37 protein-coding genes are annotated in these 24,784 nt (G+C 58.1%); 16 read left to right on the top strand and 21 right to left on the bottom strand.

Annotated features, from left to right (window positions below; translation table 11 throughout):
- Positions 1 to 172: 172 nt before the first annotated feature.
- Positions 173 to 1,768, top strand: coding sequence for an MFS transporter (locus tag HW561_RS17210; protein WP_176866605.1), 1,596 nt, complete (start codon positions 173 to 175; stop codon positions 1,766 to 1,768).
- 83 nt (positions 1,769 to 1,851) lie between these two features.
- Here HW561_RS17210 and rpmE read toward each other — a convergent pair whose 3' ends face one another.
- Genes rpmE through HW561_RS17190 form a run of 4 tightly spaced genes read right to left on the bottom strand, consistent with a single transcriptional unit; the run spans position 1,852 to position 2,805 of the window.
- Positions 1,852 to 2,073, bottom strand: coding sequence for a 50S ribosomal protein L31 (gene rpmE / locus HW561_RS17205; protein ID WP_050605278.1), 222 nt, complete (start codon positions 2,071 to 2,073; stop codon positions 1,852 to 1,854).
- A gap of 11 nt (positions 2,074 to 2,084) precedes the next feature.
- A complete protein-coding gene (gene rplS / locus HW561_RS17200; protein WP_176866604.1) occupies positions 2,085 to 2,468 on the bottom strand; it encodes a 50S ribosomal protein L19 in 384 nt (127 codons plus the stop codon).
- Positions 2,459 to 2,602, bottom strand: coding sequence for a hypothetical protein (locus HW561_RS17195; RefSeq protein ID WP_176866603.1), 144 nt, complete (start codon positions 2,600 to 2,602; stop codon positions 2,459 to 2,461). The genes rplS and HW561_RS17195 overlap by 10 nt, the downstream gene beginning before the upstream one ends.
- A 29-nt stretch (positions 2,603 to 2,631) precedes the next feature.
- On the bottom strand, positions 2,632 to 2,805 hold the full coding sequence (locus HW561_RS17190) for a hypothetical protein (protein ID WP_176866602.1): 174 nt from the start codon (positions 2,803 to 2,805) through the stop codon (positions 2,632 to 2,634).
- Between the two features lie 39 nt (positions 2,806 to 2,844).
- Here HW561_RS17190 and HW561_RS17185 point away from each other — a divergent pair, with 39 nt between their 5' ends.
- On the top strand, positions 2,845 to 3,651 hold the full coding sequence (locus HW561_RS17185) for a glycoside hydrolase family 25 protein (RefSeq protein WP_408015396.1): 807 nt from the start codon (positions 2,845 to 2,847) through the stop codon (positions 3,649 to 3,651).
- Here the strand turns inward: HW561_RS17185 and HW561_RS17180 are convergent.
- The 13 genes from HW561_RS17180 to HW561_RS17120 form a co-directional block, all read right to left on the bottom strand.
- On the bottom strand, positions 3,648 to 4,088 hold the full coding sequence (locus HW561_RS17180) for a hypothetical protein (protein WP_176866600.1): 441 nt from the start codon (positions 4,086 to 4,088) through the stop codon (positions 3,648 to 3,650). The two genes, HW561_RS17185 and HW561_RS17180, sit on opposite strands and share 4 nt — an antisense overlap.
- A gap of 120 nt (positions 4,089 to 4,208) precedes the next feature.
- The gene (trmD, locus tag HW561_RS17175) at positions 4,209 to 5,018 is read right to left on the bottom strand and encodes a tRNA (guanosine(37)-N1)-methyltransferase TrmD (protein ID WP_176866599.1); all 810 of its coding nucleotides are present in this window, start codon (positions 5,016 to 5,018) and stop codon (positions 4,209 to 4,211) included.
- Positions 5,019 to 5,020: 2 nt separating this feature from the next.
- Positions 5,021 to 5,830: a hypothetical protein gene (locus HW561_RS17170; RefSeq protein WP_176866598.1), complete on the bottom strand. Its 810-nt coding sequence runs from the start codon at positions 5,828 to 5,830 to the stop codon at positions 5,021 to 5,023.
- The gene (rimM, locus tag HW561_RS17165) at positions 5,830 to 6,333 is read right to left on the bottom strand and encodes a ribosome maturation factor RimM (RefSeq protein WP_176866597.1); all 504 of its coding nucleotides are present in this window, start codon (positions 6,331 to 6,333) and stop codon (positions 5,830 to 5,832) included. The genes HW561_RS17170 and rimM overlap by 1 nt, the downstream gene beginning before the upstream one ends.
- Positions 6,326 to 6,475: a hypothetical protein gene (locus tag HW561_RS17160; RefSeq protein ID WP_176866596.1), complete on the bottom strand. Its 150-nt coding sequence runs from the start codon at positions 6,473 to 6,475 to the stop codon at positions 6,326 to 6,328. Before HW561_RS17160 ends, rimM begins: the two co-directional genes overlap by 8 nt.
- Positions 6,476 to 6,481: 6 nt before the next feature.
- Entirely contained in the window at positions 6,482 to 7,117 is a 636-nt protein-coding gene (bluB, locus tag HW561_RS17155; RefSeq protein ID WP_176866595.1) for a 5,6-dimethylbenzimidazole synthase, read from the bottom strand.
- Positions 7,118 to 7,129: 12 nt separating this feature from the next.
- On the bottom strand, positions 7,130 to 7,519 hold the full coding sequence (rpsP, locus tag HW561_RS17150) for a 30S ribosomal protein S16 (protein WP_176866594.1): 390 nt from the start codon (positions 7,517 to 7,519) through the stop codon (positions 7,130 to 7,132).
- Positions 7,520 to 7,587: 68 nt separating this feature from the next.
- Positions 7,588 to 7,884, bottom strand: a complete 297-nt coding sequence (locus HW561_RS17145; RefSeq protein ID WP_176866593.1) for a chorismate mutase — start codon at positions 7,882 to 7,884, stop codon at positions 7,588 to 7,590.
- Positions 7,881 to 8,435 (bottom strand): GNAT family N-acetyltransferase, encoded by a 555-nt coding sequence (locus tag HW561_RS17140; protein ID WP_176866592.1) that lies wholly within the window; start codon positions 8,433 to 8,435, stop codon positions 7,881 to 7,883. The genes HW561_RS17145 and HW561_RS17140 overlap by 4 nt, the downstream gene beginning before the upstream one ends.
- Positions 8,432 to 8,983, bottom strand: coding sequence for a GNAT family N-acetyltransferase (locus HW561_RS17135; protein ID WP_176866591.1), 552 nt, complete (start codon positions 8,981 to 8,983; stop codon positions 8,432 to 8,434). The genes HW561_RS17140 and HW561_RS17135 overlap by 4 nt, the downstream gene beginning before the upstream one ends.
- Positions 8,980 to 9,537, bottom strand: a complete 558-nt coding sequence (locus HW561_RS17130) for a GNAT family N-acetyltransferase (RefSeq protein WP_176866590.1) — start codon at positions 9,535 to 9,537, stop codon at positions 8,980 to 8,982. The genes HW561_RS17135 and HW561_RS17130 overlap by 4 nt, the downstream gene beginning before the upstream one ends.
- A complete protein-coding gene (ffh, locus tag HW561_RS17125; protein WP_176866589.1) occupies positions 9,534 to 11,042 on the bottom strand; it encodes a signal recognition particle protein in 1,509 nt (502 codons plus the stop codon). The genes HW561_RS17130 and ffh overlap by 4 nt, the downstream gene beginning before the upstream one ends.
- A gap of 162 nt (positions 11,043 to 11,204) precedes the next feature.
- The gene (locus HW561_RS17120) at positions 11,205 to 11,723 is read right to left on the bottom strand and encodes a hypothetical protein (RefSeq protein WP_176866588.1); all 519 of its coding nucleotides are present in this window, start codon (positions 11,721 to 11,723) and stop codon (positions 11,205 to 11,207) included.
- Between the two features lie 88 nt (positions 11,724 to 11,811).
- On the opposite strand from HW561_RS17120, the gene HW561_RS17115 reads away from it, so the two are divergent.
- Positions 11,812 to 12,342: a prolyl-tRNA synthetase associated domain-containing protein gene (locus HW561_RS17115; RefSeq protein ID WP_176866587.1), complete on the top strand. Its 531-nt coding sequence runs from the start codon at positions 11,812 to 11,814 to the stop codon at positions 12,340 to 12,342.
- Positions 12,343 to 12,359: 17 nt separating this feature from the next.
- Here HW561_RS17115 and HW561_RS17110 read toward each other — a convergent pair whose 3' ends face one another.
- Both HW561_RS17110 and HW561_RS17105 read right to left on the bottom strand, forming a co-directional pair.
- Positions 12,360 to 13,097: an aspartate/glutamate racemase family protein gene (locus HW561_RS17110; RefSeq protein ID WP_176866586.1), complete on the bottom strand. Its 738-nt coding sequence runs from the start codon at positions 13,095 to 13,097 to the stop codon at positions 12,360 to 12,362.
- A gap of 73 nt (positions 13,098 to 13,170) precedes the next feature.
- Complete coding sequence (locus HW561_RS17105) at positions 13,171 to 13,752, bottom strand: FMN-dependent NADH-azoreductase (RefSeq protein ID WP_176866585.1); 582 nt, start codon at positions 13,750 to 13,752, stop codon at positions 13,171 to 13,173.
- A gap of 120 nt (positions 13,753 to 13,872) precedes the next feature.
- Here HW561_RS17105 and HW561_RS17100 point away from each other — a divergent pair, with 120 nt between their 5' ends.
- From HW561_RS17100 to HW561_RS17085, 4 genes are all read left to right on the top strand, one after another.
- The gene (locus HW561_RS17100; RefSeq protein WP_176866584.1) at positions 13,873 to 14,751 is read left to right on the top strand and encodes a LysR family transcriptional regulator; all 879 of its coding nucleotides are present in this window, start codon (positions 13,873 to 13,875) and stop codon (positions 14,749 to 14,751) included.
- Complete coding sequence (locus HW561_RS17095; protein ID WP_176866583.1) at positions 14,748 to 15,662, top strand: DMT family transporter; 915 nt, start codon at positions 14,748 to 14,750, stop codon at positions 15,660 to 15,662. The genes HW561_RS17100 and HW561_RS17095 overlap by 4 nt, the downstream gene beginning before the upstream one ends.
- Positions 15,663 to 15,744: 82 nt before the next feature.
- A complete protein-coding gene (locus HW561_RS17090) occupies positions 15,745 to 16,026 on the top strand; it encodes a hypothetical protein (RefSeq protein WP_176866582.1) in 282 nt (93 codons plus the stop codon).
- Positions 16,027 to 16,142: 116 nt separating this feature from the next.
- A complete protein-coding gene (locus HW561_RS17085; RefSeq protein ID WP_176866581.1) occupies positions 16,143 to 16,556 on the top strand; it encodes a universal stress protein in 414 nt (137 codons plus the stop codon).
- A 6-nt stretch (positions 16,557 to 16,562) separates the two neighbouring features.
- On the opposite strand, the gene HW561_RS17080 is transcribed toward HW561_RS17085, so the two are convergent.
- Entirely contained in the window at positions 16,563 to 16,898 is a 336-nt protein-coding gene (locus HW561_RS17080; protein ID WP_176866647.1) for an ArsR/SmtB family transcription factor, read from the bottom strand.
- A 231-nt stretch (positions 16,899 to 17,129) separates the two neighbouring features.
- Here HW561_RS17080 and HW561_RS17075 point away from each other — a divergent pair, with 231 nt between their 5' ends.
- The 7 genes from HW561_RS17075 to HW561_RS17045 all read left to right on the top strand — a co-directional run bounded on the left by HW561_RS17075 (position 17,130) and on the right by HW561_RS17045 (position 22,139).
- Complete coding sequence (locus HW561_RS17075) at positions 17,130 to 17,462, top strand: AtpZ/AtpI family protein (RefSeq protein ID WP_176866580.1); 333 nt, start codon at positions 17,130 to 17,132, stop codon at positions 17,460 to 17,462.
- Positions 17,463 to 17,464: 2 nt separating this feature from the next.
- Positions 17,465 to 18,250: a F0F1 ATP synthase subunit A gene (locus HW561_RS17070; RefSeq protein WP_176866579.1), complete on the top strand. Its 786-nt coding sequence runs from the start codon at positions 17,465 to 17,467 to the stop codon at positions 18,248 to 18,250.
- A gap of 48 nt (positions 18,251 to 18,298) precedes the next feature.
- The gene (locus HW561_RS17065) at positions 18,299 to 18,523 is read left to right on the top strand and encodes a F0F1 ATP synthase subunit C (RefSeq protein ID WP_005981269.1); all 225 of its coding nucleotides are present in this window, start codon (positions 18,299 to 18,301) and stop codon (positions 18,521 to 18,523) included.
- A gap of 86 nt (positions 18,524 to 18,609) precedes the next feature.
- Entirely contained in the window at positions 18,610 to 19,161 is a 552-nt protein-coding gene (locus HW561_RS17060) for a F0F1 ATP synthase subunit B' (RefSeq protein ID WP_176866578.1), read from the top strand.
- A gap of 5 nt (positions 19,162 to 19,166) precedes the next feature.
- Positions 19,167 to 19,727, top strand: a complete 561-nt coding sequence (locus tag HW561_RS17055) for a F0F1 ATP synthase subunit B (RefSeq protein WP_176866577.1) — start codon at positions 19,167 to 19,169, stop codon at positions 19,725 to 19,727.
- 128 nt (positions 19,728 to 19,855) lie between these two features.
- Complete coding sequence (locus HW561_RS17050; RefSeq protein WP_176866576.1) at positions 19,856 to 20,791, top strand: glycosyltransferase family protein; 936 nt, start codon at positions 19,856 to 19,858, stop codon at positions 20,789 to 20,791.
- Positions 20,792 to 20,987: 196 nt separating this feature from the next.
- Positions 20,988 to 22,139 carry a glycosyltransferase gene (locus HW561_RS17045; RefSeq protein WP_328803300.1) on the top strand — a complete coding sequence of 384 codons (1,152 nt, stop codon included), beginning with the start codon at positions 20,988 to 20,990 and terminating at the stop codon, positions 22,137 to 22,139.
- A 7-nt stretch (positions 22,140 to 22,146) separates the two neighbouring features.
- Here HW561_RS17045 and HW561_RS17040 read toward each other — a convergent pair whose 3' ends face one another.
- Entirely contained in the window at positions 22,147 to 22,914 is a 768-nt protein-coding gene (locus HW561_RS17040) for an FCD domain-containing protein (protein ID WP_176866574.1), read from the bottom strand.
- Positions 22,915 to 23,065: 151 nt separating this feature from the next.
- Here HW561_RS17040 and HW561_RS17035 point away from each other — a divergent pair, with 151 nt between their 5' ends.
- Complete coding sequence (locus HW561_RS17035; protein ID WP_176866573.1) at positions 23,066 to 24,265, top strand: aminotransferase-like domain-containing protein; 1,200 nt, start codon at positions 23,066 to 23,068, stop codon at positions 24,263 to 24,265.
- 44 nt (positions 24,266 to 24,309) lie between these two features.
- Positions 24,310 to 24,714 carry a hypothetical protein gene (locus HW561_RS17030; RefSeq protein WP_176866572.1) on the top strand — a complete coding sequence of 135 codons (405 nt, stop codon included), beginning with the start codon at positions 24,310 to 24,312 and terminating at the stop codon, positions 24,712 to 24,714.
- The last annotated feature ends 70 nt before the right edge of the window (positions 24,715 to 24,784 follow it).

Here is a 24,784-nt window from a genome sequence, read left to right as displayed (position 1 = left end):
CCCCGGTCAGTTGGAAACTCGATTAGGCGTGTTCATTTTGGCGCTACTATGCGGAACGCCAAAAATTTGTTTTAATGTCCATAAGTTAACTTGAGTGACCACAGACCTCAGAAGGTTTTACCCAAGGGATTTACTGGCTTCCAAAGCCGGGGCAGGCAATGAGGGCACGATAATGTCGACCACAGTTTCAGAAGACCCCTCAGATGCCGGTGGCGCGCGTGTCGTGCTGCTGATGACTGCGATCTGCATGATGGTCGTGGGGTTCAACACCACTGCCGTTGCGACCATTCTGCCAAATCTCAAAGCTGAGTTTGATCTGACGCCATCGGGCCTGCAATGGGTGATGGCGATCTATACGGTGGTCAGTGCCACCCTCGTGACCATCGTGAGCCGTCTTGGGGACCTTACCGGCAAGATGGGCGTGTTCTTCTTCGGGATGATCGTCTTTGCCTGCGGGTCGGCTTTGGTGATGGTTTCGCAAGACGCTGCCATGCTGCTGATCGGTCGCGGTGCGCAAGGTGCCGGGGCCGCAGCGCTGTTTGGGACGTCGTTGTCCTTGCTGACCGCGGCAACACCCGAGGATCAACGGGCCGGAGTGACCGGCGCATGGGGCGCCATCGTGGGTCTGGCTATCGGCGTAGGCCCGATTGTAGGCGGAAGCTTTGCCAATTACCTGAGTTGGAGGGGCGTTTTCGCGGCAGATCTTGTTCTGCTGACAATTGCCTTTTTCATCGGCCTGCATGTCAGCAAAAGAAAATACGTACCCGACACCCGTCTTGCCGGGGCCAGGTTTGATTATCCGGGTGCAATTGCCATCGTTTTGCTGCTTGGCCCGCTGTCTTTTGCGCTCAGCAATGGGGAAAGCCATGGCTGGACCACTGCGTTGACCCTCGTGCCGCTTGGCGTTGCGGCGGTGGCGGCTGTCGCGTTGGTTATCACCTCGCAGCGCAGCGAAGATCCATTGGTCGAACTGCGCTATTTCCGCCATCCGCGATACCTTATGGCCGCAACCGGCATGTTCTTGGTTGGTTTCTCGCTGTTCTGCTTTTTTGTGTACTTCAATGTTTTTGTCCAATCTCCAGATGCTTTGGGCTTGTCTGCAATCGGTGCGGGGGCCGCGATATTGCCGCTAAGCCTCAGCATGTTCGCGATCTCCGTCACTGCGCCACGCTTTTTGGGCCCCTACAGCTTTCAATGGCCGATTGCTTTGGCAATGGCCGCCATGGCCTGTGGGTTCTTGCTGCTTGCGACAACAACGAACGCCACGGATTATTCTGAAATCTGGTGGAAGCTGGTGATTGTTGGGGTCGGGCTCGGAATATGCTTTTCCTTGCTACCCCGCCTCGGCTTGCGGTTGCTGCCCGAAGAGCATGTCGGGCAGGGGTCCGGTGTGATCAACGCCTTCCTCTATTTCGGAGCAACCATGGGATCTGTGGTCGGTGGTCTTGCTCAATCCGTAACAATCCGGTCCGGCTTGTCCGAGGTGATCGATGCGCTGCCCAAAGGATCAACGCAGCGCGATGATCTGGCCCATGCGCTGACACATGGTACACCCAGTCAGGTCGAGCAGTTGATCGCAGAGCTGATTCCCGAGCCCGGCACCACTTTGGCCAAAGCGCTACGTGATTTGCAGGACAACGCGTTTGACAGTGCAATGCTGATGGCAATGGGTGCGGCCTGTATCGGATTGCTGATCGCCGTGATGCTTCTTCGCGGACCTGTGCCGCCATTGCACAGCGCGACCCAGCTGACCCAGCCCCGAAAATAACGTCAAGTCTGAACGCATCCGGTCATAGGCAACAAAAAAGGCCGCCAGCTGGCGACCTTTCTTTGAAACAAATCGGTTTGGGATCAGAAACCCAGACCTTCGTATTTCTTTTTAAACTTCGATACACGACCGCCCGCGTCCATCAGGCGCGACGAACCACCGGTCCATGCCGGGTGCACAGACGGATCGATTTCCAGAGCCAGCTGATCGCCTTCGGCACCCCAGGTGGATTTCATCTGAACTACGGTGCCATCGGTCATTTTGACGTCGATGACGTGATAATCGGGATGGATGTCTTTTTTCATCTTTCCGTTCCTTACGCTTCGGCGCCAGCCTTGGGCTTGTAGTTGGTGACTTCTGCGATACGTGCGGATTTACCACGACGCGAGCGCAGATAGTACAGTTTGGCGCGACGAACGCGGCCACGGCGGACAACGGTGATGCTGTCGATGTTTGTCGAAAACAGCGGGAACACACGCTCCACACCTTCGCCAAACGAGATTTTGCGAACGGTGAACGAACCGGCAATGCCTTTGCCGTTGTTGCGCGCGATGCAGACGCCTTCGTAGTTCTGCACACGGGTGCGCGACCCTTCGGTCACCTTATAGCCAACACGGATGGTGTCTCCGGCTTTGAAGTCGGGGATGTCTTTCCCCAGGGCGGCAATCTGTTCCGCCTCAAGCTGTGCGATCAGGTCCATCGCATTTCTCCTATCTGCTCGTGGTTGGTCCACGAAGTTTGGGCACGGCCTGAGAGCTCTTGGTCTTCATCGGGTTCCACTTGCGCAGCCCGCCAGAGGGTCAGGTCGAATGTTCCTTTGGTCTGGTCTGCCATGTCGCGTCCTGACTGAAGAAAGCGGGACGTCACGCCATGATGCAAACCAAAACACCGGAGTCGCAAAGCGCGGCACCGGATTTCGGTCGTTTATGGGCTTTTGGGGCAGGGATCAAGCCAAAACTGCCATAAAACGCTTTGTACGGCGGTGGGTTTCCGCCGTTGGTGAAATGCGGCGTTGCCTTATGGTCCGGATCGGTCATTCTAAGATCAATAAAAAGAGCAGATTTCAATAGGAACCGATGATGCGATTTGCACTCATGCTGGCCGTTACAGGGGCCGTGCTTGTTGCGTGCGGGCGTGGTGGCCCGCAACCTCAGGCGATAGAACCTTCGTCAGTCGTGGACAGAACGGCGCCTTCGGTGATCTACCCCGATTTCGGCGATGCCGACCCTCATGACTGGGAAAAGCGGCATCCCGGGCACTATCCGGTGCACGGTGTTGACGTGTCGCGCTGGCAGGGCCCGATCGATTGGCGCACGGCCCGGGCCTCGGGCATCAGCTTTGCTTTCCTCAAAGCGACCGAGGGTGGCGACGTTGCCGATCCGCTGTTTGACGATCACAGGCAGGGTGCACAGGCGGCTGGCGTGCCATGGGGGGCGTACCACTATTATTACTTCTGCCGCACCGCCCGAGAGCAGGCCCGTTGGTTCATTCAGAATGTGCCCAAAGGCGCAGATCTGCCGCATGTACTGGACATGGAATGGACGCCGCATTCCAAGACCTGCACCTTACGACCCGATGGCAAGGCTATCCGGGCCGAGGCGCAGCAGTTCCTTGATATTCTGGAACGTCACTATGGTCGCCGACCGATCGTTTATACGACCGTGGACTTCTACGAGGATACCGATATCGGGCGCCTGCCACAGACCGAATTCTGGCTAAGGTCAGTCGCAGGTCATCCACGTCAGGTCTACCCCCGGGCGCTTTGGCGGTTTTGGCAATACACGGGCACCGGGCTGGTGCCCGGTGTGCAGGGTAAAGTTGATATCAACACCTTCAACGGCACACCGGAAATCTGGGCCCAATGGAAAGCGGGGAACACTTAGACCTTCGGTGTCCCGTAGGTTTCGATGGTGCCGCCACCGATCAAGTGATCCAATCGGCGCACGCGCTCTTCGCCATAGGCATTGCGCAGCCAGAATGACTCACCTTGGGTAAGCTCATGGCGTTCGAAGCCCCGCTCGGTCAAGCAGCGATCAACCTGATCGATTTCACCTTGGGTGCGCAATTCGTCCTGAACGGGGGCTGTTAAAATGGGGCCAATCAGGGTGCCGAACAAAAGTACATTGGTTGCATAGCCACCGATGACTGCAGCGTTGCCGCCTTCGTCGGCTTCCACAGAACACGAGTCGACCGCGACTTTGGCGGAATGCAGATTGTGACCGGCTTGGGTGGGGATAGCAGTCTCAAGCGGCTTGGTGGTGCAGGCAGACACAGCCATCAAGGCGCACAGAAAATCTTCTTCATAATTCGACAGTCTCACATTTCTCAAAGCCCTGTTATGCGTCAGGCTCCGTCAATGGAGTAATTGCCGATTTGATCAACTGCAAATGGCAATCGGCCAAATTTGGAATCTGCAGCACGTGGGCCACATACCGGAAAGTTAATCGGGATTGTCGTTTTGAGAATCCGTATAGTTTTCCCACACATCCGGCCGACGTTCACGGGTGATATCCTCGGCCATTTTGTGACGCCATTCGGCAATGCGCCCATGGTGGCCGGACATCAGAACCTCAGGAATAGGGCGGCCTTTCCAATCTGCTGGTCGGGTGTATTGCGGATGTTCCAACAGGCCGGATGAAAAGCTCTCTTCTTCGGTTGACGCCTGATTGCCCAGTACACCGGGGATCAACCGCACGGTGGCGTCGATCAAGGCCTGTGCCGCAATCTCTCCACCAGTCATGACAAAATCCCCCAGTGAAACTTCCTGGACCCCGTAATGTTCCAGCACCCGCTCATCCACACCTTCGAAGCGGCCACACAGTAGCGTCATGCCATCGCAACGCGCCAAATTTTGCATCATGCGTTGATCCATCCGGCGCCCGCGCGGGCTGAGATAGATCAGTGGCCAATTGCCTTGAAGGCCGGCCGTCGTATGCTCAATGGCCTCACCCAGCACATCGGCGCGCAAAACCATGCCCGCACCGCCTCCAGCAGGCGTGTCATCGACGTTGCGGTGCTTGCCGACCCCGAACTGTCGCAGATCCACGGTTTCCAGCTGCCACAACCCCTCTTGCAGGGCTTTGCCGGTCAGGCTTTCCCCCAGAACGCCGGGAAAGGCCGCCGGAAACAACGTGATGATCTTGGCCTTCCAAACCCCATGCAAATCCGGTGTGGGCGTTAGCAGCTCACGCGGTTTCAGGGTCGGGCGGATGGCTTTGCGGCCGTGAGATTTACTTGGCGTGTCAGACATGTTCAGCCGATCAGTTCGTCGCGGGCACTTTGGATAACCGCCTTCTTTTGCGCGATCAGCGCGGTTTCGTCCAGCGAGGACCGGTTGAGTGCCAACAATTCGACCAACACAGGCTCAGGCAGGCCGTGATTGGATTGCTTAGGAGGAACAAGCCGAGAGGCCTTGTCACGTGGCAGCTTCAGGAATTCCGCAAACGGCGCGCCCGGACCAAAGCGGCGCGCTTGCAGGTCTTCCAGCCACTCTGTCCGCACCGAGACCTGGGGCAGCCTGTCCCGAATGCTGTTTGCTGTTTCCTGCAGCGAGGGCAGGTGATCAAGGGTGGCGCGAAAATCGTCAAAATCCCGAACCAGGCGTGCGTGTTGCAGATCATGCGCCCACAGGCTGCGCAACCATCCCCCCCGCTGCCGTAGGGACAGATACACTGTGATGTCGACCTCTTCACCATGCAGACGGTGGTGGATCAGGTTGACCAGAGCGGCAGCAAGTTCCGGGGCCGCAGCGTACCCTTCGGCACTGTTTCTGCTGGGACGCAAGCCCGAGAAGTTCTCTTCACTCAGGATCATCCCGCGCCGCGTGCCGAAATCCAGTGAATTCAACAGATCGTTCATCTGAGTGCCGAATGCGTTCAGAGTGGCATCCAGCCGGTAGATCGAATGCCGTGTTGCCGCTTCGGACAACCCGGCTTTGCGTGTCTTGTAGGGCAAAATCAGCGAGAAATGTGGCCAGATCAGTTCGCGATTTTCATATAAAAACGATTGCGCTGCAGTCGTGCCGGTTTTGTGAAGGCCCAGATGCAGCAGAACACGCCGCATCAGATAAGACCTTCTGGCGGGTCAGCGACGATGCGACCTTGGTCCAGATCAACAGTGGGCACGGCCTCCAGTGTGAAAGGCAGCAGCACAGTGGACTTCAGGCCCGGCCCGTGCAGTTCCAGCAAATCCGCCGCACCATGGTTCATCACGGACTTAACTGTCCCGAGAAGGGCTCCACCAGTGTCGTACACCTCAAGCCCGATCAGATCGGTGTGGTAGAATTCATCATCGGGAAGCGAGGGCAACTGATCGCGCCGCGCAAACAGGCGCAGCCCGTTGATGGCATCGGCCTGTTCCTTGGTCTCAACCCCTCCTAGCCGTGCGGCGAACCCGTTTTTGATCGGGCGGGTCAGTACGAGTGGATAGCGCTCTTTGCCATTCTCGTCGGTCAGTGGGGAATAGGCCTCGATGTCCTCGGGAACGGCGCAGAAGCTTTTCAGCCGCACCTCACCGCGCACACCATAAGACCCTGCAACGCTGCCAACGCAGATCAGATCACTCATTTGGCCCTTCCGTTGTCACACATAGTCCATCCTGCCATTTGCCCTGCGCGGCACAGGCCTCGCGCTGGTTGGAGCGTTCAAAGAACACGCCGACAATAAAAGCGATCAGTAGCAGGATGGGAAGTCGTATCAATCCAAACATACCCACTCACCGCGTTTCGATAGCTAGGGCGTCGTCACGGGTTTCCCAGCCGACACGCTCAAGCTCGGGCGTGTCCGATTCCTCTTCGGGCCAGCCGACGCAGAAATAACCGATCAGCTGCCAATCATCAGAGACCTTCAGATCGCGGGTCATCCGGTCGGGGTCAAGGATCGAAACCCAGCCCAACCCCAGCCCTTGCGCCCGCAATGCCAGCCAAAACATGGTGATGGCCGAGACTACGGAGTAACGCCGCATCTCGGGCATTGTGACCGCGCCCAGACCCAAGCCCTTGTCCGTGGCATCATCACAGAAAACAGCCAGCTGTACCGGTGCCTCCTGCATGCCGGACAGTTTCAGGCGACTGTATAGCTGCGCCTTTTCGCCGGAATACCCTTGAAGGGCCAGATCATTGGCCGTTTGGAAATTTTCAAGCGCAGCGGCACGCGCCGCCGGGCTTTCGACGCGAATGACGCGCCAGGGTTCGCTCAGCCCCACCGAGGGGGCCAGTCGAAACGCGTCGAGGCAGCGCGTCAGCACCGCCTCATCTATCGCGTCGGTGCGGAACCGGCGCACATCGCGCCGGAGCCGCATCAACAGATCGAACTGCGCGCGAAAATCGTCGGTGAAAGCCTGATCCTGCACGCGACCGACTGCTTATTCTTCTGCCGCGACTTCTTCAGCCGGTGCAGCAGCGGCTTCGGCGGCAGCAGCAGCCTTGGCAGCTTTCTCTTCCACGCGTTCCTGCGCTTTCTTGCCCGGGGTACCCTTGTTGGGGTTGCTACGCTCGGCCTTGTCACGGGTACCGGCAGCTTCCAGCATGCGGGCGATCCGGTCGGTGGGCTGTGCGCCCTGGTCCAGCCAGTACTGAACGCGCTCGACGTTCATTTTCACGCGCTCTTCGCTGTCTTTGGGCAGCAGCGGGTTGTAGGTGCCCAGCTTTTCGATGAAACGGCCGTCGCGTGGCATGCGGCTGTCAGCAGCCACGATGCGATAGAAGGGACGTTTTTTCGAGCCGCCGCGGGCGAGACGAATTTTCATAGCCATGGTGGTATCTCCTTTGAATGGCATCACGCCAGAGGCGTGTCTTTTGGTTGAGCCGGGATCGTTTCCGGTTAATTCTGATGTTTCTTGTGGTGTCGAATGACTTCCTGAATGATGAAATTCAGGAAAGCCTTGGCAAAGTCGGGGTCCAGATCGGCCTCTTTCGCCAGGTCTTCTAACCGTGCGATCTGCGCAGCCTCGCGCGAGGGATCGGACGGGGGAAGGTCGTGTGTCGCCTTGAGCTTGCCAACGGCCTGCGTGTGCTTGAACCGTTCGCCCAGCGTGTAGACAAGGATCGCGTCCAGCCGGTCAATGCTTTCGCGATGCTCTTTCAACAGCGTGGCAGCTTGTGTCACGGGGTTGGTCATTGGCCGGTCCTCTCGGTGGTCAAAGCGGGGGTCGCCAGGTCAATTGTCGGGTGGCGCCAGATCTGAGCGCGTTTGCCCAACAGCTCGGCATTCTCATGCTCCAGCGTTGCACCAAGGCGCTCGGCCAGTACCCGAGAGCGGTTGTTGGCATGCGCAATATAGCTCATGACGCCATTCAGGCCTTGATGGCGGGCGGCATAGTCGCGTGCGGCCTGCGCGGCCTCAAAGCCAAGCCCCTTGCCCTCGGCCTGCGCCATCAGCGCCCAGCCCAGTTCGGGTTCATGCCAGCCGGGTGCATAGATCATGCCAGCCCAGCCGACGAAATCACCGCTGGATTTCTCGGTCAGATGCCACAAGCCATATCCGTTCAGCGCCCAATGGCCCAATCGGCTTGCTAACGAGGACCAACTGCCTGCAGCATCTTTCGGCCCGCCGACCATGTGACTACGATCAGTCGCAAAAAACGCGGTCATCGCCGGAAGGTCATCTTGATGTGGCGCACGCAGGATCAGGCGTTCGGTTTCAACGCTGGGGATGCTGAAGGAGGTCATGCGTAGGCCTCCATCCCGCCATTCACCAGATCGCCCGGTGCCGGGTGCCGCCAGATTTCGGTGGTGCCAAACTTTGGGTGTTCATAGTGATATTCGAACTGCGCGCCCAAGCGTTTGGCCACGGCTTTGCTGGCGTGATTGTCCAGATCGATCAGCGAGATCGCTGTTTCCCAGCCCAGTACATCATAGGCATGCGCGCGCGCGGCCAGCGCGGCCTCGGTCGCATAGCCTTTGCCGGTGGCATGGTTCAGAAGCGTCCAGCCGATTTCGGGCTCGGGCCAGCCTTCGGGGAACCACAGGCCGATCCGTCCGACATAGGCCCCGGTGTCCTTTTCATCGACGCTCCAGTACCCATAGCCGCGCAGTGCCCAATGACCCAGAAGCGAGGCAACAACCCGCCATGTTTCATCCCGGCGCAGCGGGCCACCAACGAACCTTGCGGCATCGCTGGCGAAGAACGCAGCATCCGCATCCAGATCAGCCTCGGAGGGCGCCCGCATGATCAGGCGTTCTGTCTCCAGTGTCGGTATGGCAAGGGTGAGTGTCATGCCTGCACCTCGCCGTAACGCCAGACATGCTGATCTGGACCAAAGCTGTGTTCGACAGCTTTGTCTCGCGCCGCGCCCAAGCGGGCTGCGAGTGCGTTTGAGCGGGCATTGGATGCCGACACGTAGCTTACGAACTGCCCCGATCCGAGCAGGTCAAATCCGAAGTCGCGAACCGCAGTGCACGCCTCAGTTGCGTAGCCTTGCATGCGGTGTTCGGTGCTGAACATATAACCAAGCTCGGGCTCCTGATCGTCCCATTCGAGGCCCAGAATGACGAAGCCAATGACCTGATCATCCTCTCTCAGCGTAACCGTGAACAGGCCGTGACCATGCAGAAGCCAGCCGGATGTATAGTAGGAAAACTCGGTCCATGCTTCTTGCGCGGTATCGCCAAAGCTGTCCTGACAGATCGACGTCCATACAGGAAGGTCGTCCAAAGTGGGCGCACGAAGAACCAGCCGCCGGGTTTGAATGACCGGCAGGGCCGCGCGATATTGCGCTGCTGCCATCGCCGCCTTTCCGGACGGGGGCTGGGTGCAGCGTGCTGGTGTCACTTTTTCTTTCCGAACCCGCTCAAGCCCGGGGGCAGGCCCATGCCGCCGCCCATGCCGGGCATACCACCGGGCATCTTGCCACCCATCGCCTTCGCCGCCTGTTCCAACGCCTTGGGGTCCATGCCTGCGGCCATGTCTTCGGGCGAGGGGCCGCCTTTGCCGAACATGCCTTTCATGGCCTGTTTCAGCATCTTGCCTTTGCCCATCTTGCCCATCTTCTTCATCATGTCCGACATCTGCCGGTGCATCTTGAGCAGTTTGTTGAGGTCGCTGACCTCCATCCCTGAACCCGCCGCGATCCGCTTTTTGCGGCTGGCCTGCAGCAGTTGCGGATTAGCACGTTCGCGCTTGGTCATCGACTGGATCAGCGCGATCTGCTGGCGCAGGATCTTGTCGTCCAAACCCGCCTGATCCATCTGCTTGGCCATTTTACCCATGCCGGGCATCATACCCATCATGCCCTGCATGCCGCCCATCTGGATCATCTGTTCCAGCTGCATCTTCAGGTCGTTCATGTTGAACTGACCCTTGACCATGCGCTTCATCATGCGCTCGGTCTGTTCCATCTCCATCGTTTCCTGGGCTTTTTCGACCAGAGCAACGATGTCGCCCATACCCAGAATACGACCGGCGATCCGGTCCGGCTCGAACGTTTCGAGCGCATCCATCTTTTCGCCCAGACCGACGAAGCGGATCGGTTTGCCGGTGACCGCGCGCATCGACAACGCCGCACCGCCGCGCCCGTCACCATCCATCCGCGTCAGAACCACGCCCGAGATACCGACCTTGGCTTCGAATTCCTCGGCCACTTCAACGGCGACCTGACCGGTCAGACCATCAACGACCAGCAGGGTTTCGCGCGGGTCGACTGCGTTGCGAACCTGCTCGACCTCGTTCATCAGCACTTCGTCGATGTGCAGACGGCCCGCAGTATCGAGCATGTAGACGTCATAGCCACCCAGCGTCGCTTGCTGTTTGGCGCGCTTGGCGATATCGACCGGTTTCTGGCCCGGAACGATCGGCAGGGTATCGACGCCGACCTGTGTGCCCAGTACCGCCAACTGATCCATCGCGGCCGGGCGGTAGACGTCCAGCGAGGCCATCAGGACCTTCTTGCCCTCTTTCTCTTTCAGGCGCTTGGCCAGCTTACCGGTGGTTGTTGTTTTACCCGAACCCTGCAGGCCGACCATCAGGATGGGGGCAGGCGGGTTGTCGATCTTCAACGCACCGGGGTCATCTTCGCCACGCAGCACCTCAACCAGCGTGTCATGTACGATCTTGACGACCTGCTGACCGGGGGTGATCGACTTGGTTACCGCCTGACCGGTGGCCTGATCCTGCACCTTTTTGACGAATTCACGCGCAACCGGCAGCGAGACGTCAGCCTCAAGCAGCGCCACACGCACTTCGCGCAGGGCGGTTTTGACATCCTCTTCGGATAGCGCACCTTGTTTGGTCAGCCGGTCGAAGACACCAGAGAGGCGTTCGGATAGATTTTCAAACATGCCTGCGGCCCCCTTAGCCGGTTTGGACGTAGCACCCCCCAAATAGGAAGCACCGGTTAAATGCACAAACGCCCCCACGGGCGTAACACGCTGGTGGGGGGCGATCCCTGAACGACTCAAGGGACCGGAAGATCGAGAGGCTTCCGGATGTTGGGAGGGGATTTAGGGGGATTGGGTGTGAGAGTCAACCTTGCGCGCGGGCAACCATTCATTGATCGCATCAACCAGCCTATGCGACCCCCGACCATTGGAATACGCCTCGGCAATCGGATGGCGCCCGGCGCTCATGCCTTCGTCCAGAACCAGAACGGGGCGATAGAGCGTCGATCTCCGTCCATCGCTTGTCGATACCGTGCTTTCAAGCTCGGCATGGGACAGGTTTGAAAGAACATGTTCCACCGCTTCATATCCAAAAACCGATTGCCGCCGGATCAGGATGCGATCTTTGTGCCGGTCCAGTATCACCTGCACACGCCGGACAAAGACGCAAAAGGCCCCAAATCCCAGCCCGCCACCGCCAAGGGCAAATATCAACCCGAACCAGATGTTTTCAGCACCGGTACTCATCAATAGGATGCCGGGGCCGACAAACGCCATGATAAAGAAGACCAGCATGATGCCAATGAACCACGGAGTATCGGCCAGGATCAGTTGGTTTTGTGTATTGCGCGTCACTTTCATGGCGGCACGCTAGCACTGATCTTCAGGCCTGTCCCGGCTTGAAATTCTGTCCGCGTTAGGCGATGAGCGCGTCAGATAGGAGGTTCCCATGGACGCGTCATCCGTTTTTCAGGACTCATTGCCGCTCAGTTCCGATGCGCTGCTGGCGCAGCTGGATGATTGGGGGCTGACCTATCGCCTGCACACTCATGTCCCGTTGCGCACCGTCGAGGATGCCAAGGGGGTCGAAGGCCAATTCATGGTGCCGGGTGAAAACACCCTACGGCTCAAGAATCTGTATTTGCGCGATAAGAAAAAGCGGAACTATCTGGTGACGCTGGAACAAAGCCGCGAGATTGATCTCAAGGCGCTGGGCGCCGAGCTTGAGATCGGCAACCTATCGTTTGGCTCGGCAGATCGCCTGTTTCAAAACCTTGGCATTCGACCCGGTGCGGTCAGCCCGTTGGCGATGATCAACGGTGTGGAAAACAACGTGCGGTTCTTCATGGATGCAGCCACGCAACAGGCGGATGTCATTAACATGCACCCGCTGGTCAATGACCGGACTGTGGCAATGGCACGTGAAGACCTGATGTCGTTCTTCCAGCGGATCAACTGCGACGTGACATGGCTGCCCTGATCCGGATCGGATCAATCCTAGGCCAAGGCTTCTGCCAACGCCGCCGTGACATGGGCTGCGGACGGATTCACAAAAAGATACCCGTCCGATTTGAAAATCGGGTCATCCAGATGATCCGGGAATGCCAGAGGCAACTCGGTGCAGGCCAGAAGGATGGCGGTTCCGGGGCTGGCGTGGCGTTTGCAGAAATCCAATAGCCGAGGGCGGGCTTGTTCGGAAGCGCCACCATAGAAATCCGTGTCGATCATCGCCTGCATTTCTTCGATCTCGGAGTCAGGCAGTTGTTCGTTGGCCGCAATACCCTCTTGGTCCAGCCTGTTGGCATAATCGCGCGCCTGCATCGTGACCGCTGTGCCTAGCACCAGCGCTTTGCTGGCCCCGGTTTTCGATGTGGTTTGGGCGGTGGCGTCGAAGATGCTGAGGATCGGCATCTGCACGCCTTTGCGAATTGCGTGCAGCCTTGCATGTGGCGTGTTCGACGCGATGATTGCGAAATCGCACCCGGCGCGCTCCAGGGTCAACAGCGCCTTGCGGAAAACAGCGTCAAACGCAGCCCAGCTGTCTTCATCCCCCGCAACGCCGCGTAGGGCGCGTGTTTTGGCCTGAGTGACGGATTCGATTGTCATCGGTGGGATCGGAAGGGGCGCGCCATGTCCGCGCTCCGCAAAGTGTCTGCTCGCGCCTTCGGCAATCGCCCGATAGTAATCGACCGTTGATGCCCAACCGACCCCGCCCAGAATTCCGATTTTTTTCATGGAAAACGCCCAATCTACAGTGAACCTGATTGGCTAAGAGTGGACGTTTCCTTGCGCAATGGCCAGCGCCTGTTCAGGCTGCCAGCTCTGATACCGCTCTGTGGGCGTTCTTGACGGACTCTTCGGCGTCTATTGCCATTTGATCCGCTGCAATCACATCTACGTCGTGGATGCCGATAAAACTCAGAACGTGTTTGGCGTAATTGGTGGCAAAGTCTGCCTCGGACCCGACGGCAGTGCCGCCGGACGCCACCGCCAGCACCGCGCGTTTGCCGTCCAGCAGGCCCTTGAGACCGTCTTCGGTGTAAGCGAAGGTCACACCCACCCTGGCGACCAGATCGATCCACGCCTTGAACGCAGCCGGCACCGAGAAATTGTAGATCGGCAGGCCAATGACAAGTGTATCGGCATGCTGGATTTCTTGCACCAGTTCATCCGACAGGGTCAACTGATCACGCTGAACTGCGTCCCTCTGATCCGCCGGGGTGAAGTTGGCGGCGATCCAGTCTTCGGTCAGCAGCGGCAAAGGGGTGGCCAGATCGCGGCGGATGATACGTCCGGCACCCAGATGCCTGACGATCCGGTCGGACAGGTCGCGGGTGGCCGATCCGGTGCGGCGGGCGGAGGCGTCGATATGCAGGATAGTTTTGGTCATGTTTTACGGTCCTTTGATCAGGGAAATCTTGGTCTGGTTCCAATATGAGCGTTGCATTAGTGAACAAAACTCGGATATATCAACAGGTATTGTGGAAATTTGAACAGTGGTGGCATTGCCATGGATAATTGGGATGAAGTGAGGACCGCTTATCAAGTGGCCCGGATGGGAACGGTAAGCGGCGCGGCCGAAGTTCTGGGCGTTCACCATGCGACGGTGATCCGCCATATCGACGCGATCGAGGCACGGTTGAGTATCAAGCTGTTCCAGCGCCACGCACGCGGTTACACCCCGACCGAAGCCGGGGAGGATCTGTTGCGCGTTGCTCAGGCGACCGAGGACCAGTTCAACCAGTTGGTTGGACGGATGAAAGGGCGCGGCGATGATGTCTCGGGTGAGCTTGTCGTAACATCGTTGGCCTCATTGGCCCCTTTGGTTGTGCCGACGCTCAGCGAGTTCCAAATAAGCCATCCCGGATTGATCGTGCGTTACCTGACCGGTGACCGCCTGTTTCGGCTGGAATATGGCGAAGCGCATGTGGCGATCCGGGCCGGGGCGGCGCCAGATCAGCCGGACAATGTCGTGCAGCCATTTGTGGCGCAGGATATGGGGCTGTATGCCAGTAAGGATTACATTGCACGACGCGGTAAGCCGTCGGGCATAGACGATTTTGCCAATCACGCCTTTGTTGGCAATGACGATGAAAACAGCCGCGCACCGTTTTCGCGCTGGCTGCGTGCCAATGCCCCGGCTGACTCCATCACCTTCCGCTGCTCAAATATATATACCGGCAGTGAAGCAGTGTTGGCGGGGGCCGGCATCGGCTTCATGGTCCGGTGGGAGGCCGCGCGTCACCCCGAGCTGGTAGAGGTAATGGATCCATTACCTGAATGGTCCGGCAAATTGTGGCTCGTGACCCATGTTGATCTGCATCGCACGACCAAAGTGCAGGCGTTCTTGTCTTTCCTTAAGGAACAATCCAAAGGCTGGCTGCCATGAGTCCACAGGCGCGTGGCCATCTGGCCATGCTGACCTTTTCGGCGCTGGTTGCGGGCAGCTTTTCGTTCGGCTCGATGATCGCCAACGAGATTGCGCCAGCCGCGCTCAACGCGGCGCGTTTTGCAATCGCGGGCGTCGTCATCGGAGTGGTGGCGCTGGCGACCACCGGCTTACCACGCAGCGCGGCACAGGCACCGTGGCGCTATCTGGTTCTGGGCGGGGTGTTCGCGATCTATTTCGTTCTGATGTTCTACGGGCTGAAGACCGCGCCTCCGGTCAGTGCAGCGGCGGTGTTTACGCTGACACCGATTATGTCGGCCATCGCGGGTTGGTTTCTGCTGAGGCAGGTCACGACACCGCATATGGCATTGGCTTTGACGATCGGGGCAGTCGGGGCGCTGTGGGTGGTCTTTCGTGCGGACTGGGTCGCGTTCAAGGCTTTTGAAATCGGGCAGGGTGAGGCCATCTTTTTCTGGGGATGTGTCGCACATGCGATCTACACTCCGATGGTTCGCAAGCTGAACCGCGGAGAGCCCCCGGTCGTGTTCACATTCGGCACTTTGGTGGCCGGGTGCGTTTTGTTGGTGGCCTTTGGGTGGTCTGACATTTGGGCCACCGATTGGGCAAACCTGCCGCCTATCGTCTGGATCGGCCTGCTCTACGTGGCGATTTTCGCCAGCGCGGCGACATTTGTTCTGTTGCAATATGCGACGCTCTACCTGCCGTCTGCCAAGGTCATGGCCTATACGTACCTGACGCCCAGTTGGGTGATTGTGTGGCAAATCGCTTTGGGTCAACCGGCCCCGGGGCATCTTGTGTACTTTGGTCTGGTGTTGACTGTGGTCGCTCTGCTCCTCTTGCTGAAAGGCGAAGACATCGCGCCGAAGGCAACCCGCCCGCTCTCTGATTGATCTTTGACTTCTGATTTGAATGTGGCAGCGTTGTCCCCTGAAATCTGATTTTTGATTTAGCTAGAAAAGAGATTGAGCAACAATGAAAACAGTTTGCTTGCTGACGGCGCTGATCGCCCTGACCGCCTGCACCGGAGGCGTCAGCCAAGGTCAATCTGCCAAAGAGGATTTGCAAGCCAGCTGCGAAGCACTGGTTGGCGCGGAAACTGGTGCCCGACCGGCGGATGTCAGCACGATTTCTACTCAGACAGAGCCAACCGGCTCTGTCATTTCGGTTTCAGTTACCGGTGCCGCCGCTCCATGGCTGTGCCGTGCCGACGCCAGCGGCGTGATTACCGGAGTGGAAGAAGGTCAGGAAGGGTAACCTTTTCTTTTGAATGCGCGATGCAACAGCATTCCTTGTGGATCAGTCCCGTTGAGGCAGATCAAGGCGTCCAACCTTTCGTTTAGGTATCTTCGGAACCGGAAGAGGAGGACGTCATGTTCAAGCATATAATGTTGCCCGTCGATCTGCATCTACCGCCAGAGATCCGCAAAGCGGCTGATGCCGCTGCACAGATAGCTAAATGGCAAGGGGCTCAGATCACAATTGTCAGTGTCACAGGATCGCAGCCCGGCGACCCAACGCAGTCCGACAGCGGGATCAACACTGAAATAAGCGCGCTTGCCGACCAGTTGGCCGACGCTAGTGGCGCGCAGGTCACCTTTCGAAACATCCATTCGGTCGATGTCGCCGCCGAAGTGGACGGAGATCTCACGCGTGCGGCCGAAGAAATCGGTGCAGATCTTATTGTGGTGGGGACTCATGCCCCCCGGATAACGGATTATATTTTCTCAAGCCACGCAGGATATCTGGCAAAACACGCGAAGATGTCGGTGTTTGTCGTCCGATAAATCGTCTTACGAGTCTTTGGTCGCGGGCAATTCAACTTCCAGAAACCGTTCGAACGCATCCAGGTTCACCGGTTCGAACTGGCCGAATCCTTGCATCCAGACCGATGCCGACCGCATTGCGTCCGGTTCCAGCTTGCACCATTTCACGCGCCCGCGCTTTTCCTGAGATATCAGCCCGGCCCTTGTCAGGATGACCAAGTGCTTTGAGATCGCCGCCAGCGACATGTCGAATGGTTCGGCGACATCGGTCACTGCCATGTCGTCCTCCAGCAGCATCGCCAGAATGGCGCGGCGGGTGGGGTCGGCAAGGGCGGCAAATACAGTGTCGAGATCGTTGGACATGAACCCGCTGAACCACAGCGCTCTGGTTTGGTCAACCATTTGGTTGAATATGCGAATTCAGTGTGATCGGGTCAGGGGTGGCGCCGCGCGGCATATCATCAGATCGATCCATGGCAATAAAATTAAATGAAAACAGTGATTTGAGGTGCGTCGATTGGAGCGATCAACGCCGTTGACTCTGCGCCCTCGGCCCCTTAGCACCATGCCCAAGACTGTGCGAGGAAAACGTCCGTGACCGATGATGACCAAAAGCAGCGTATGGCGCAGCTGGAGGCGAAGATCGCGGCGACGAAAAAGGCTCAAAAGCCCGAGACCCGCGCAGACGCCAACTATTCGGGGGGCGAGCTTGCCTGGCGGATGGTTATCGAAATGGTTTCCGGTCTTGGGATCGGATTTGGCATCGGATACGGGCTGGACAGCCTGCTCGGGACACTCCCGATCTTTCTGGTGCTGTTCACATTGCTGGGTCTGGTCGCCGGGGTAAAGGTTATGCTCCGCAGCGCACAACAGGCTCAAGAGAAACAAACGGCGGCTAAGGCAGCCGACAAGGACGAGAGGGACTGAACGTGGCAAGCGAGACCACCGCAGCACACGGCGCCGAGGGCGCGGAACACGCAGCAGAAAGCAGCAGCTTGGTGTTTCACCCGATGGATCAGTTCATTGTCGAACCGCTCTTTGGTGGTGAGATTGCATGGTACACGCCGACCAATGTGACCTTGTGGTTGTTCCTGTCGATTGTCGCTGTCATCGGCCTGCTGGTCCTCAGCACCTCCAAGCGCGCCATCGTTCCGACCCGCATGCAGTCGATCGCGGAACTGGCCTATGGCTTTATCTACAAGATGCTCGAAGACATCTGCGGCAAGGAAGGCATCAAGTACTTCCCCTATGTCATGACCCTGTTCATGTTCATCGTGACCGCGAACTTCCTGGGCCTGATCCCGACCTCGTTCACCACCACATCACATTTCGCCGTGACCATCCCGCTGGCGTTGGCCGTGTTCCTGACCGTGACCATCCTGGGTTTCGTCAAGAACGGTGCCGCATTTTTGGGGTTGTTCTGGGTGTCCAGCGCGCCACTGGCGCTGCGCCCGATCCTGGCAATCATCGAGCTGATCTCGTACTTCGTGCGCCCGGTCAGCCACTCCATTCGTCTTGCCGGTAACGTCATGGCAGGCCACGCGGTTATCAAGGTGTTCGCAGGCTTTGCCGCGATTGCCGTGATCTCACCCGTGTCCGTTCTGGCGATCACCGCAATGTACGGCCTCGAGGTCCTGGTGGCCTTCATCCAGGCCTACGTATTCACCATTCTGACCTGTGTTTACCTGAAAGATGCGCTGCATCCTTCGCACTAAGGTCCGATACCCAAACATCGAAACTTCCAATTCGTAAGGAGAAACATCATGGAAGGCGATCTCGCACACATCGGCGCAGGCCTGGCAGCAATCGGTTCCGGCGCAGCCGCAATCGGGGTGGGCAACGTAGCAGGCAACTTCCTGGCCGGCGCCCTGCGCAATCCTTCGGCGGCTGCTTCGCAGACCGCAACCCTGTTCATCGGTATCGCATTTGCAGAAGCCCTGGGGATCTTCGCATTCCTGGTCTCGCTGCTGCTGATGTTCGCCGTCTAATCTGCGGAACCTGATCCTTACGCGCAGGTGGGTCCAAGCCATAGCGGCCCACCTGTTGTAAAGACAACGTTCCGACGGAGGACATCATGGCGACTGAACCCTTTACAGAAGAAGTAGCTGGCTCGTGCGTCGATGCCGGTGGCTCTGCCATCGGGATGCCGCAGCTCTGCTTCGATTGGTTCCCCAACCAGATTTTCTGGCTGGTCATTACGCTGGTCGTCATCTTTCTGGTCTTGTCCCGCGTGGCCTTGCCTCGCATCGCGGCAATCCTGGCGGAACGTCAGGGGACCATTACAAATGACCTAGCTGCGGCAGAAGATCTGAAGGCCAAAGCGGTCGAGGCTGAAGAGGCCTATAACAAGGCGCTGGCCGATGCCCGTTCTGAGGCACAGCGTATCGCTGCCGAAGCCCGCGCCGAAATCCAGGTTGGTCTGGATGAAGCGATTGCCAAGGCGGACGCGGAAATCGCTGCAAAGGCGGCTGAATCGGAAAAGGCGATTGCCGACATCCGTGCCGGTGCGCTGGAAAGCATTCAAGTGGTTGCCAAGGATACGGCAGCTGAACTGGTTACTGCACTGGGCGGCAAGGCGGATGCCGATGCCATCAACGGTGCCGTAGACGCGCAGACGAAAGGATAAGTGACATGCGGAACACTCTTGCCCTTATCCTGACCGTTGGTGCCGCCAGCCCTGCGCTGGCTGCAAGCGGCCCGTTCTTTTCGCTGGGCAACACCGACTTTGTTGTGTTGCTGGGCTTTATCGTCTTCATTGCGGTCCTGTTCTATTTCAAGGTCCCCGGAATGATCGGCGGTGCGCTGGACAACCGTGCCGAAGGCATCAAGTCCGAACTGGACGAAGCCCGCGCCCTGCACGAAGAAGCCCGCAGCCTGCTGGCCTCGTACGAGCGTAAGCAACGCGAAGTTCAGGGTCAGGCCGATGCGATTGTCGCTGCTGCGAAGGAAGATGCAGTTCTGGCAGCCGATCAGGCCAAAGCTGACCTTGAAAGCTCGATTGCCCGCCGTCTGGCTGCTGCACAGGACCAGATTGCTTCGGCCGAAGCTTCGGCTGTGAAAGAAGTTCGCGATCATGCCGTCACAGTTGCGGTTTCCGCTGCAAGCGCCATTCTGGCCAAGCAGATGACCGCAGCACAGGCGAATTCTCTGATCGATGCTTCGATCACCGATGTGGATACCAAGCTGCATTGATAGCTTCTAACGCTGTTCCGACAAAGAGTAACCCGAAGGCTGATCGCTTTCGGGTTTCTTTTTTGTGACTGCTCTTGGCGATGCTTCGGTTGCGAAATATCCTGCGGGAAACCTGACGGAGAGTTGCTATGGCTGACACTGCACCCGCGATCGCCGATCCAGCACCGGTCTGTCTGTTCGCTTTCAACCGGCCCGATCATACCGCACGGACCTTACGGGCGCTTGCTGCGTCACCTCTCGCGGCGCAAACCGAGTTGATAGCCTATCTCGATGGGCCGCGCTCGGAAGAGGAAGTGCTCTTGGTCGCGGAAACCCGCAAGGTGATTGAAGCGCAGACCGGCTTTGCCTCGGTAAAATTGCACGCGCGTGATGCAAATGCCGGGTTGGCCCGGTCGATTCAGGACGGTGTCACCGCTACGATGCAGGCTTACGGCAAGGCTATTGTGGTCGAAGATGACATCGTAACCTCGCCTGCGTTTCTCACCTATATGAACCGCGCGCTGGACCGATACCAAGATGACCCTCGCGTCTGGCATATAGCTGGATTCAACGAAGATCTTCCGGCTTTGTTGGACCGGCGTGGCGCGATCTTCTGGCGCTTCATGAGCTGCTGGGGATGGGCCAGCTGGGCCGACCGTTGGCAGCATTTCGAACGCGACCCGAAGAAGCTGGTTCAGCAGTTTTCTGACGATGACATTCATCGCTTCAACCTGAACGGGACCGAGGATTTGTGGGGTCAGGTGCTAGGCAATTTACGCGGTGACATTCGGACGTGGGCGGTGTTCTGGTACGCGACAATTTTCATGCGCGATGGCCTTTGCCTGTCCCCTTGCAGGTCCTTTGCGGACAATATCGGTCTGGACGGGTCAGGAACCCATTGCGGGCCAGTGGACGAGGTGAGGCCAAAAGATCTCTGCTATGACTATGACCTGCCATTTCCCAATGATGTCGCCGAGGACAACGTCGCGCTCGAGGCATTGCGGGCGCATTTCAGCTATAGACCGGACCGTTTGACCCGTTTAAGACGCAAGATTAGAAGGCTGAAGAAAAAGGTTCTTGGGTGATTGGCGTCATTTGAAAACGGGGGATGTCACTTGGTGACGAAAATCCAAAGGCTCCGACGTTCGAACATCGGACATTCGCACGAAATTCGTTCCTATGCGCATAAACCACGTTAGCCGCAGCTATTCTGGTGGGGGAGCCGCAATCGCTGCCCGTCGGTTGCATCATGCTTTACTGTCCATCGGGACGGACTCGTGCATGACCGTCGTCGATGGCCCCGACGAAGACCGGATCACAAAATTTACCCCAAAAAGAACGCTGACGCGGTTCTGTCAGCGCGAATTCGCGAGGTACTTGCGAAAGACATATGCAAGAAAGCAGGTTGATGGCTTGGCTTCGCTTGGCCTTGCAAGGTCCGGCCTGGGCGCGTATTTGAACAGCCAACCCTCGCAAATATTGAACTTGCATTGGGTGAATTCCGATATGATTTCGATTGCCGAGATCGGAGCGCTGAAACATCCCGTGATCTGGACGTTTCATGACATGTGGCCGTTCTCCGGGGCCGAGCATGTTAGCGAACTGGACAGATGGCGTGACGGCTACGCGTCATCCAAACACGATGGGTTCGACTTGAACCGCTGGGTCTGGAAGAGCAAAGCCGCCCATTGGAAGCAGCCATTTCAGATCGTTTGCCCCAGCAACTGGTTGGCTGACTGCGTAGGGCAAAGCGCATTGATGCGGGACTGGCCTGTCACCGTTATCCCTAACGCGATCGACACTGATTTCTGGGAATCTGTCGATAAAGTCCAGGCACGCGCCGAACTATCGCTGCCCCAGGACACACCGTTGGTACTGTTTGGCGCGGTCCAAGCGACCAAGGATCCCAACAAGGGCTTTGCCCATCTCGTCGAGGCTATGCGACGGGTGCATTGCGACGTTCCTGATGTGCAGGCGGTTGTATTTGGCAGTGACAAGATCGACGCCGAGTTTCCCTATCCGCTGCATTTCATGGGGCGGGTCAGCGACAACCGCTTGCTGAAGCGCATTTACTCGGCTGCAGATGTCTTTGTATTGCCATCCCGGCGCGAGGTGCTGGGATATACGGGTGTTGAGGCCATGTGTTGTGGCGTTCCGGTCGTGGGCTTCAACACTAGTGGGCTGTCGGATCTGGTTCCTAATCAACGCCTGGGGTATCTGGCGCGGCCCTTCGAGGCAGAGGACCTCGCGCAAGGCATTATCTCGATCCTGCAGAACCGCGATAGTGATGCCGGGAAAGCTATGTCGGGCGCCGCCCGGCAACATGCGGTGGGCAGCTATGCAGAAGCTGCGGTCGCAGACCAATATCAAGCACTCTATGAAAAGATCGCGGGAAAAACTGAGGTGGGTTCTGGCGCTACATTAGCGTGTTGACGTTGGACTAATCTTTGGCCTCGTGCATCAATTTTTGCCGGGCGATGGCCTCATTGCGTTCGGCCTTCTTCCGGTCCCAAAGGCATTGCTCGACATAGTTTAAATGCGCTTCGACGGCGGCGCGGGCCGCAGCCGGATCGCGTGCCTGAAGCGCCGTGTTGATGGCGCGGTGCTGGTCTAGGATGGCCTCGCGCGTCGTTTGCTGCTGGAACATGATCTGGCGGTTATAGAACACGCCCTGTCGCAGCAGATCGAACATTGACCGCATCATGTGCAGCATCACCACGTTGTGGCTGGCCTCAATGATCGCCATGTGAAACTGCGCGTCCAGTTGCGCCTCGTCTTCTGCGGCGTTCCGGTCGTGTGCGGCCTCCATCTTGTCAAAGATCGTCTGGATGACCTTCAGGTCGCTGTTTGAACCCAGCCGCGCTGCACGCTCGGCGGTCAGCCCCTCCATATCCCGACGGAAAGACAAATAGTCGAACACTGCCTCGTCGTGGCTGCCGAACAACCGGATCAGCGCCGGTGAAAAGGCCGAACCCAGAACCTCGGCCACATAGATCCCGGATCCTGCTTTGGCGGTCAGGAGGCCTTGTTGCTGCAACTCGGAAATTGCATCGCGCAGGGACGGGCGGGACACACCCATCCGCTCGGCCAGCTCACGCTCGGGTGGCAAGCGCTCGCCCGGGCGCAGAATGCCGCGCAGGATCAACAGCTCGATCTGCTGAACAACCGCAACCGAGAGCTTTTCAGTCTGAACTTTTTGAAAGGGCATGATGGCGTCCGAAATTGGTCAAAACATATGACCATGTATTTGGGACTTGTTCAAGAATACAGGGGTCACGGTGGATGAAACATTAGGTCAGTAATATTGACTTTAATGCACAGCTACCTAATCTGCACGGAACTGAGATCGGAGGAGCCTCATGTCCATGCACCCTTTGTTTGCCACCCGGACCTCCCGGATGAAGGCATCTGAAATCCGCGAATTGCTGAAACTGCTCGATCAGCCCGGTATTATTTCCTTTGCTGGGGGAATCCCCGATCCGGCCCTGTTCCCGGCGCAGGCGTTTTCGCAAGCCTTTCAAGCGGCGCTTGGACCGGACAGCCAGGCACAGGCGCTGCAATATTCCGTCAGCGAAGGCTACGCTCCGCTGCGCGAGTGGCTCGCCCAACACATGCGGCAGATTGGTGTGGGCTGTGACAGCGACAACATCCTGATCACCTCTGGCTCGCAACAGGCACTGGACTATCTGGGCAAACTGTTCCTGTCGCCTGGCGATACGGCTTTGGTGGGCTGGCCGACCTATCTGGGTGCTCTTGCGGCCTTCAACGCCTACGAGCCGCGCTTTGACCGGCTCAGCCTCAACGGCAATCGGGGTGCCGCGGAATACGAGGCCGCAGCCGGGGATGAAGCAGTCAAATTCGCCTATCTGTCACCCGATTTCTCTAACCCGACCGGTGAAACGGTGGATCTGCGGGGGCGGGAGTCTTTGCTGGATCTGGCCGATGACCTGAACTGCGCCATAATCGAGGATGGCGCCTATCAGGCCCTGCGTTATGACGGTGATGCAATCCCACCGATCCTTGCGCTGGAACTAGCCCGGAAAGGCTCGATTGAGGCTTGCCGGACGATCTATTGTGGCAGTTTCTCGAAAACCTTGTCGCCGGGTTTGCGGGTTGGATGGGTCGTTGCAGCCAAGCCGGTCATTTCCCAGTTGGTGTTGATGAAACAAGCCGCTGATCTGCATTCGGCCACGATCAATCAGATGGCAGTGCATCAGGTGGCGCAGGCCTGTTTCGACACCCATATTCCCAAAGTACGCCATGCTTACAGCGCGCGTCGCGATGCGATGCTTACGGCTTTGGATCAGCACATGCCCGACGGCGTGGAATGGACAAAACCCGAGGGCGGAATGTTCGTCTGGGTGACGTTGCCCAACGACTTGGAAGGGTCTGACTTACTGGCGCGCGCACTGGAGACGGTCAAGGTCGCCTTTGTTCCGGGGCAGGCCTTTTTCCCAGATGGGAGCGGAGCCAACACCATCCGGCTCAGCTTCTCCAATTCCGACGAGGCGACAATCCGCGAGGGTATCCGCCGGTTGGGAGAGGTTCTGCGAGCCTGACGCCCGGAAAGGTTCTGTTAACCATATTGCGACAAGTCTGCAGTATGATCCGGTATCTTGCCCCTTTGCTGCTGGCCGCCTGTTCGGCTGGTACACCTCATTTTCGCGATGTGCCTGCGACCCGCGTGGCGGTCAATGGCAGCGTGTTCGACATACGTGTGCGCGGGGATCTGGCCGAAGCCGTCCGGGTGAATGCCCAATACGCGCCACGGCTTGGTCCGATCCGGGATCGCGCCGCGTTGGCGATGGCGCAGGTCTCGGGTTGCTCGATCCTGGATGTTCTGGGCGATGCGGCAGTGACAGTTGGTGTTCTGGGCTGTGACCGCGAAGCTGGGGAACGGTTGTTGCTGACAGCGATTTCAACCCCGAATTACGAGTGTATCGACTTTGGCATCTACGAGGGTGTGGGCGATTCAGGCTATCAGGTGTTCGAATGCACGCCGTATTGAAACACGCGCTTTCATGCGTATTTCAGCAAGATATTGTGGATAACTTGGTGCAATGTCCCATATCCTGCGC

It is taken from the genome of Ruegeria haliotis (assembly GCF_013377785.1).
GTDB classification, from domain to species: domain Bacteria; phylum Pseudomonadota; class Alphaproteobacteria; order Rhodobacterales; family Rhodobacteraceae; genus Ruegeria; species Ruegeria haliotis.
Note: the sequence above shows the minus strand (reverse complement) of the source record. Positions and strands in the feature narration are given on the sequence as shown.

Bases quoted from the DNA above. Each gene is read 5' to 3' on its own strand.
- HW561_RS17210 (WP_176866605.1), top strand. From the start codon at position 173: ATGTCGACCACAGTTTCAGAAGACCCCTCAGATGCCGGTGGCGCGCGT.
- rpmE (WP_050605278.1), bottom strand. From the start codon at position 2,073: ATGAAAAAAGACATCCATCCCGATTATCACGTCATCGACGTCAAAATG.
- rplS (WP_176866604.1), bottom strand. From the start codon at position 2,468: ATGGACCTGATCGCACAGCTTGAGGCGGAACAGATTGCCGCCCTGGGG.
- HW561_RS17195 (WP_176866603.1), bottom strand. From the start codon at position 2,602: ATGGCAGACCAGACCAAAGGAACATTCGACCTGACCCTCTGGCGGGCT.
- HW561_RS17190 (WP_176866602.1), bottom strand. From the start codon at position 2,805: ATGACCGATCCGGACCATAAGGCAACGCCGCATTTCACCAACGGCGGA.
- HW561_RS17185 (WP_408015396.1), top strand. From the start codon at position 2,845: ATGATGCGATTTGCACTCATGCTGGCCGTTACAGGGGCCGTGCTTGTT.
- trmD (WP_176866599.1), bottom strand. From the start codon at position 5,018: ATGTCTGACACGCCAAGTAAATCTCACGGCCGCAAAGCCATCCGCCCG.
- HW561_RS17170 (WP_176866598.1), bottom strand. From the start codon at position 5,830: ATGCGGCGTGTTCTGCTGCATCTGGGCCTTCACAAAACCGGCACGACT.
- rimM (WP_176866597.1), bottom strand. From the start codon at position 6,333: ATGAGTGATCTGATCTGCGTTGGCAGCGTTGCAGGGTCTTATGGTGTG.
- HW561_RS17160 (WP_176866596.1), bottom strand. From the start codon at position 6,475: ATGTTTGGATTGATACGACTTCCCATCCTGCTACTGATCGCTTTTATT.
- rpsP (WP_176866594.1), bottom strand. From the start codon at position 7,519: ATGGCTATGAAAATTCGTCTCGCCCGCGGCGGCTCGAAAAAACGTCCC.
- HW561_RS17145 (WP_176866593.1), bottom strand. From the start codon at position 7,884: ATGACCAACCCCGTGACACAAGCTGCCACGCTGTTGAAAGAGCATCGC.
- HW561_RS17140 (WP_176866592.1), bottom strand. From the start codon at position 8,435: ATGACCTCCTTCAGCATCCCCAGCGTTGAAACCGAACGCCTGATCCTG.
- HW561_RS17135 (WP_176866591.1), bottom strand. From the start codon at position 8,983: ATGACACTCACCCTTGCCATACCGACACTGGAGACAGAACGCCTGATC.
- ffh (WP_176866589.1), bottom strand. From the start codon at position 11,042: ATGTTTGAAAATCTATCCGAACGCCTCTCTGGTGTCTTCGACCGGCTG.
- HW561_RS17120 (WP_176866588.1), bottom strand. From the start codon at position 11,723: ATGAAAGTGACGCGCAATACACAAAACCAACTGATCCTGGCCGATACT.
- HW561_RS17115 (WP_176866587.1), top strand. From the start codon at position 11,812: ATGGACGCGTCATCCGTTTTTCAGGACTCATTGCCGCTCAGTTCCGAT.
- HW561_RS17110 (WP_176866586.1), bottom strand. From the start codon at position 13,097: ATGAAAAAAATCGGAATTCTGGGCGGGGTCGGTTGGGCATCAACGGTC.
- HW561_RS17105 (WP_176866585.1), bottom strand. From the start codon at position 13,752: ATGACCAAAACTATCCTGCATATCGACGCCTCCGCCCGCCGCACCGGA.
- HW561_RS17100 (WP_176866584.1), top strand. From the start codon at position 13,873: ATGGATAATTGGGATGAAGTGAGGACCGCTTATCAAGTGGCCCGGATG.
- HW561_RS17095 (WP_176866583.1), top strand. From the start codon at position 14,748: ATGAGTCCACAGGCGCGTGGCCATCTGGCCATGCTGACCTTTTCGGCG.
- HW561_RS17090 (WP_176866582.1), top strand. From the start codon at position 15,745: ATGAAAACAGTTTGCTTGCTGACGGCGCTGATCGCCCTGACCGCCTGC.
- HW561_RS17085 (WP_176866581.1), top strand. From the start codon at position 16,143: ATGTTCAAGCATATAATGTTGCCCGTCGATCTGCATCTACCGCCAGAG.
- HW561_RS17080 (WP_176866647.1), bottom strand. From the start codon at position 16,898: ATGTCCAACGATCTCGACACTGTATTTGCCGCCCTTGCCGACCCCACC.
- HW561_RS17065 (WP_005981269.1), top strand. From the start codon at position 18,299: ATGGAAGGCGATCTCGCACACATCGGCGCAGGCCTGGCAGCAATCGGT.
- HW561_RS17060 (WP_176866578.1), top strand. From the start codon at position 18,610: ATGGCGACTGAACCCTTTACAGAAGAAGTAGCTGGCTCGTGCGTCGAT.
- HW561_RS17055 (WP_176866577.1), top strand. From the start codon at position 19,167: ATGCGGAACACTCTTGCCCTTATCCTGACCGTTGGTGCCGCCAGCCCT.
- HW561_RS17050 (WP_176866576.1), top strand. From the start codon at position 19,856: ATGGCTGACACTGCACCCGCGATCGCCGATCCAGCACCGGTCTGTCTG.
- HW561_RS17045 (WP_328803300.1), top strand. From the start codon at position 20,988: ATGACCGTCGTCGATGGCCCCGACGAAGACCGGATCACAAAATTTACC.
- HW561_RS17040 (WP_176866574.1), bottom strand. From the start codon at position 22,914: ATGCCCTTTCAAAAAGTTCAGACTGAAAAGCTCTCGGTTGCGGTTGTT.
- HW561_RS17035 (WP_176866573.1), top strand. From the start codon at position 23,066: ATGTCCATGCACCCTTTGTTTGCCACCCGGACCTCCCGGATGAAGGCA.
- HW561_RS17030 (WP_176866572.1), top strand. From the start codon at position 24,310: ATGATCCGGTATCTTGCCCCTTTGCTGCTGGCCGCCTGTTCGGCTGGT.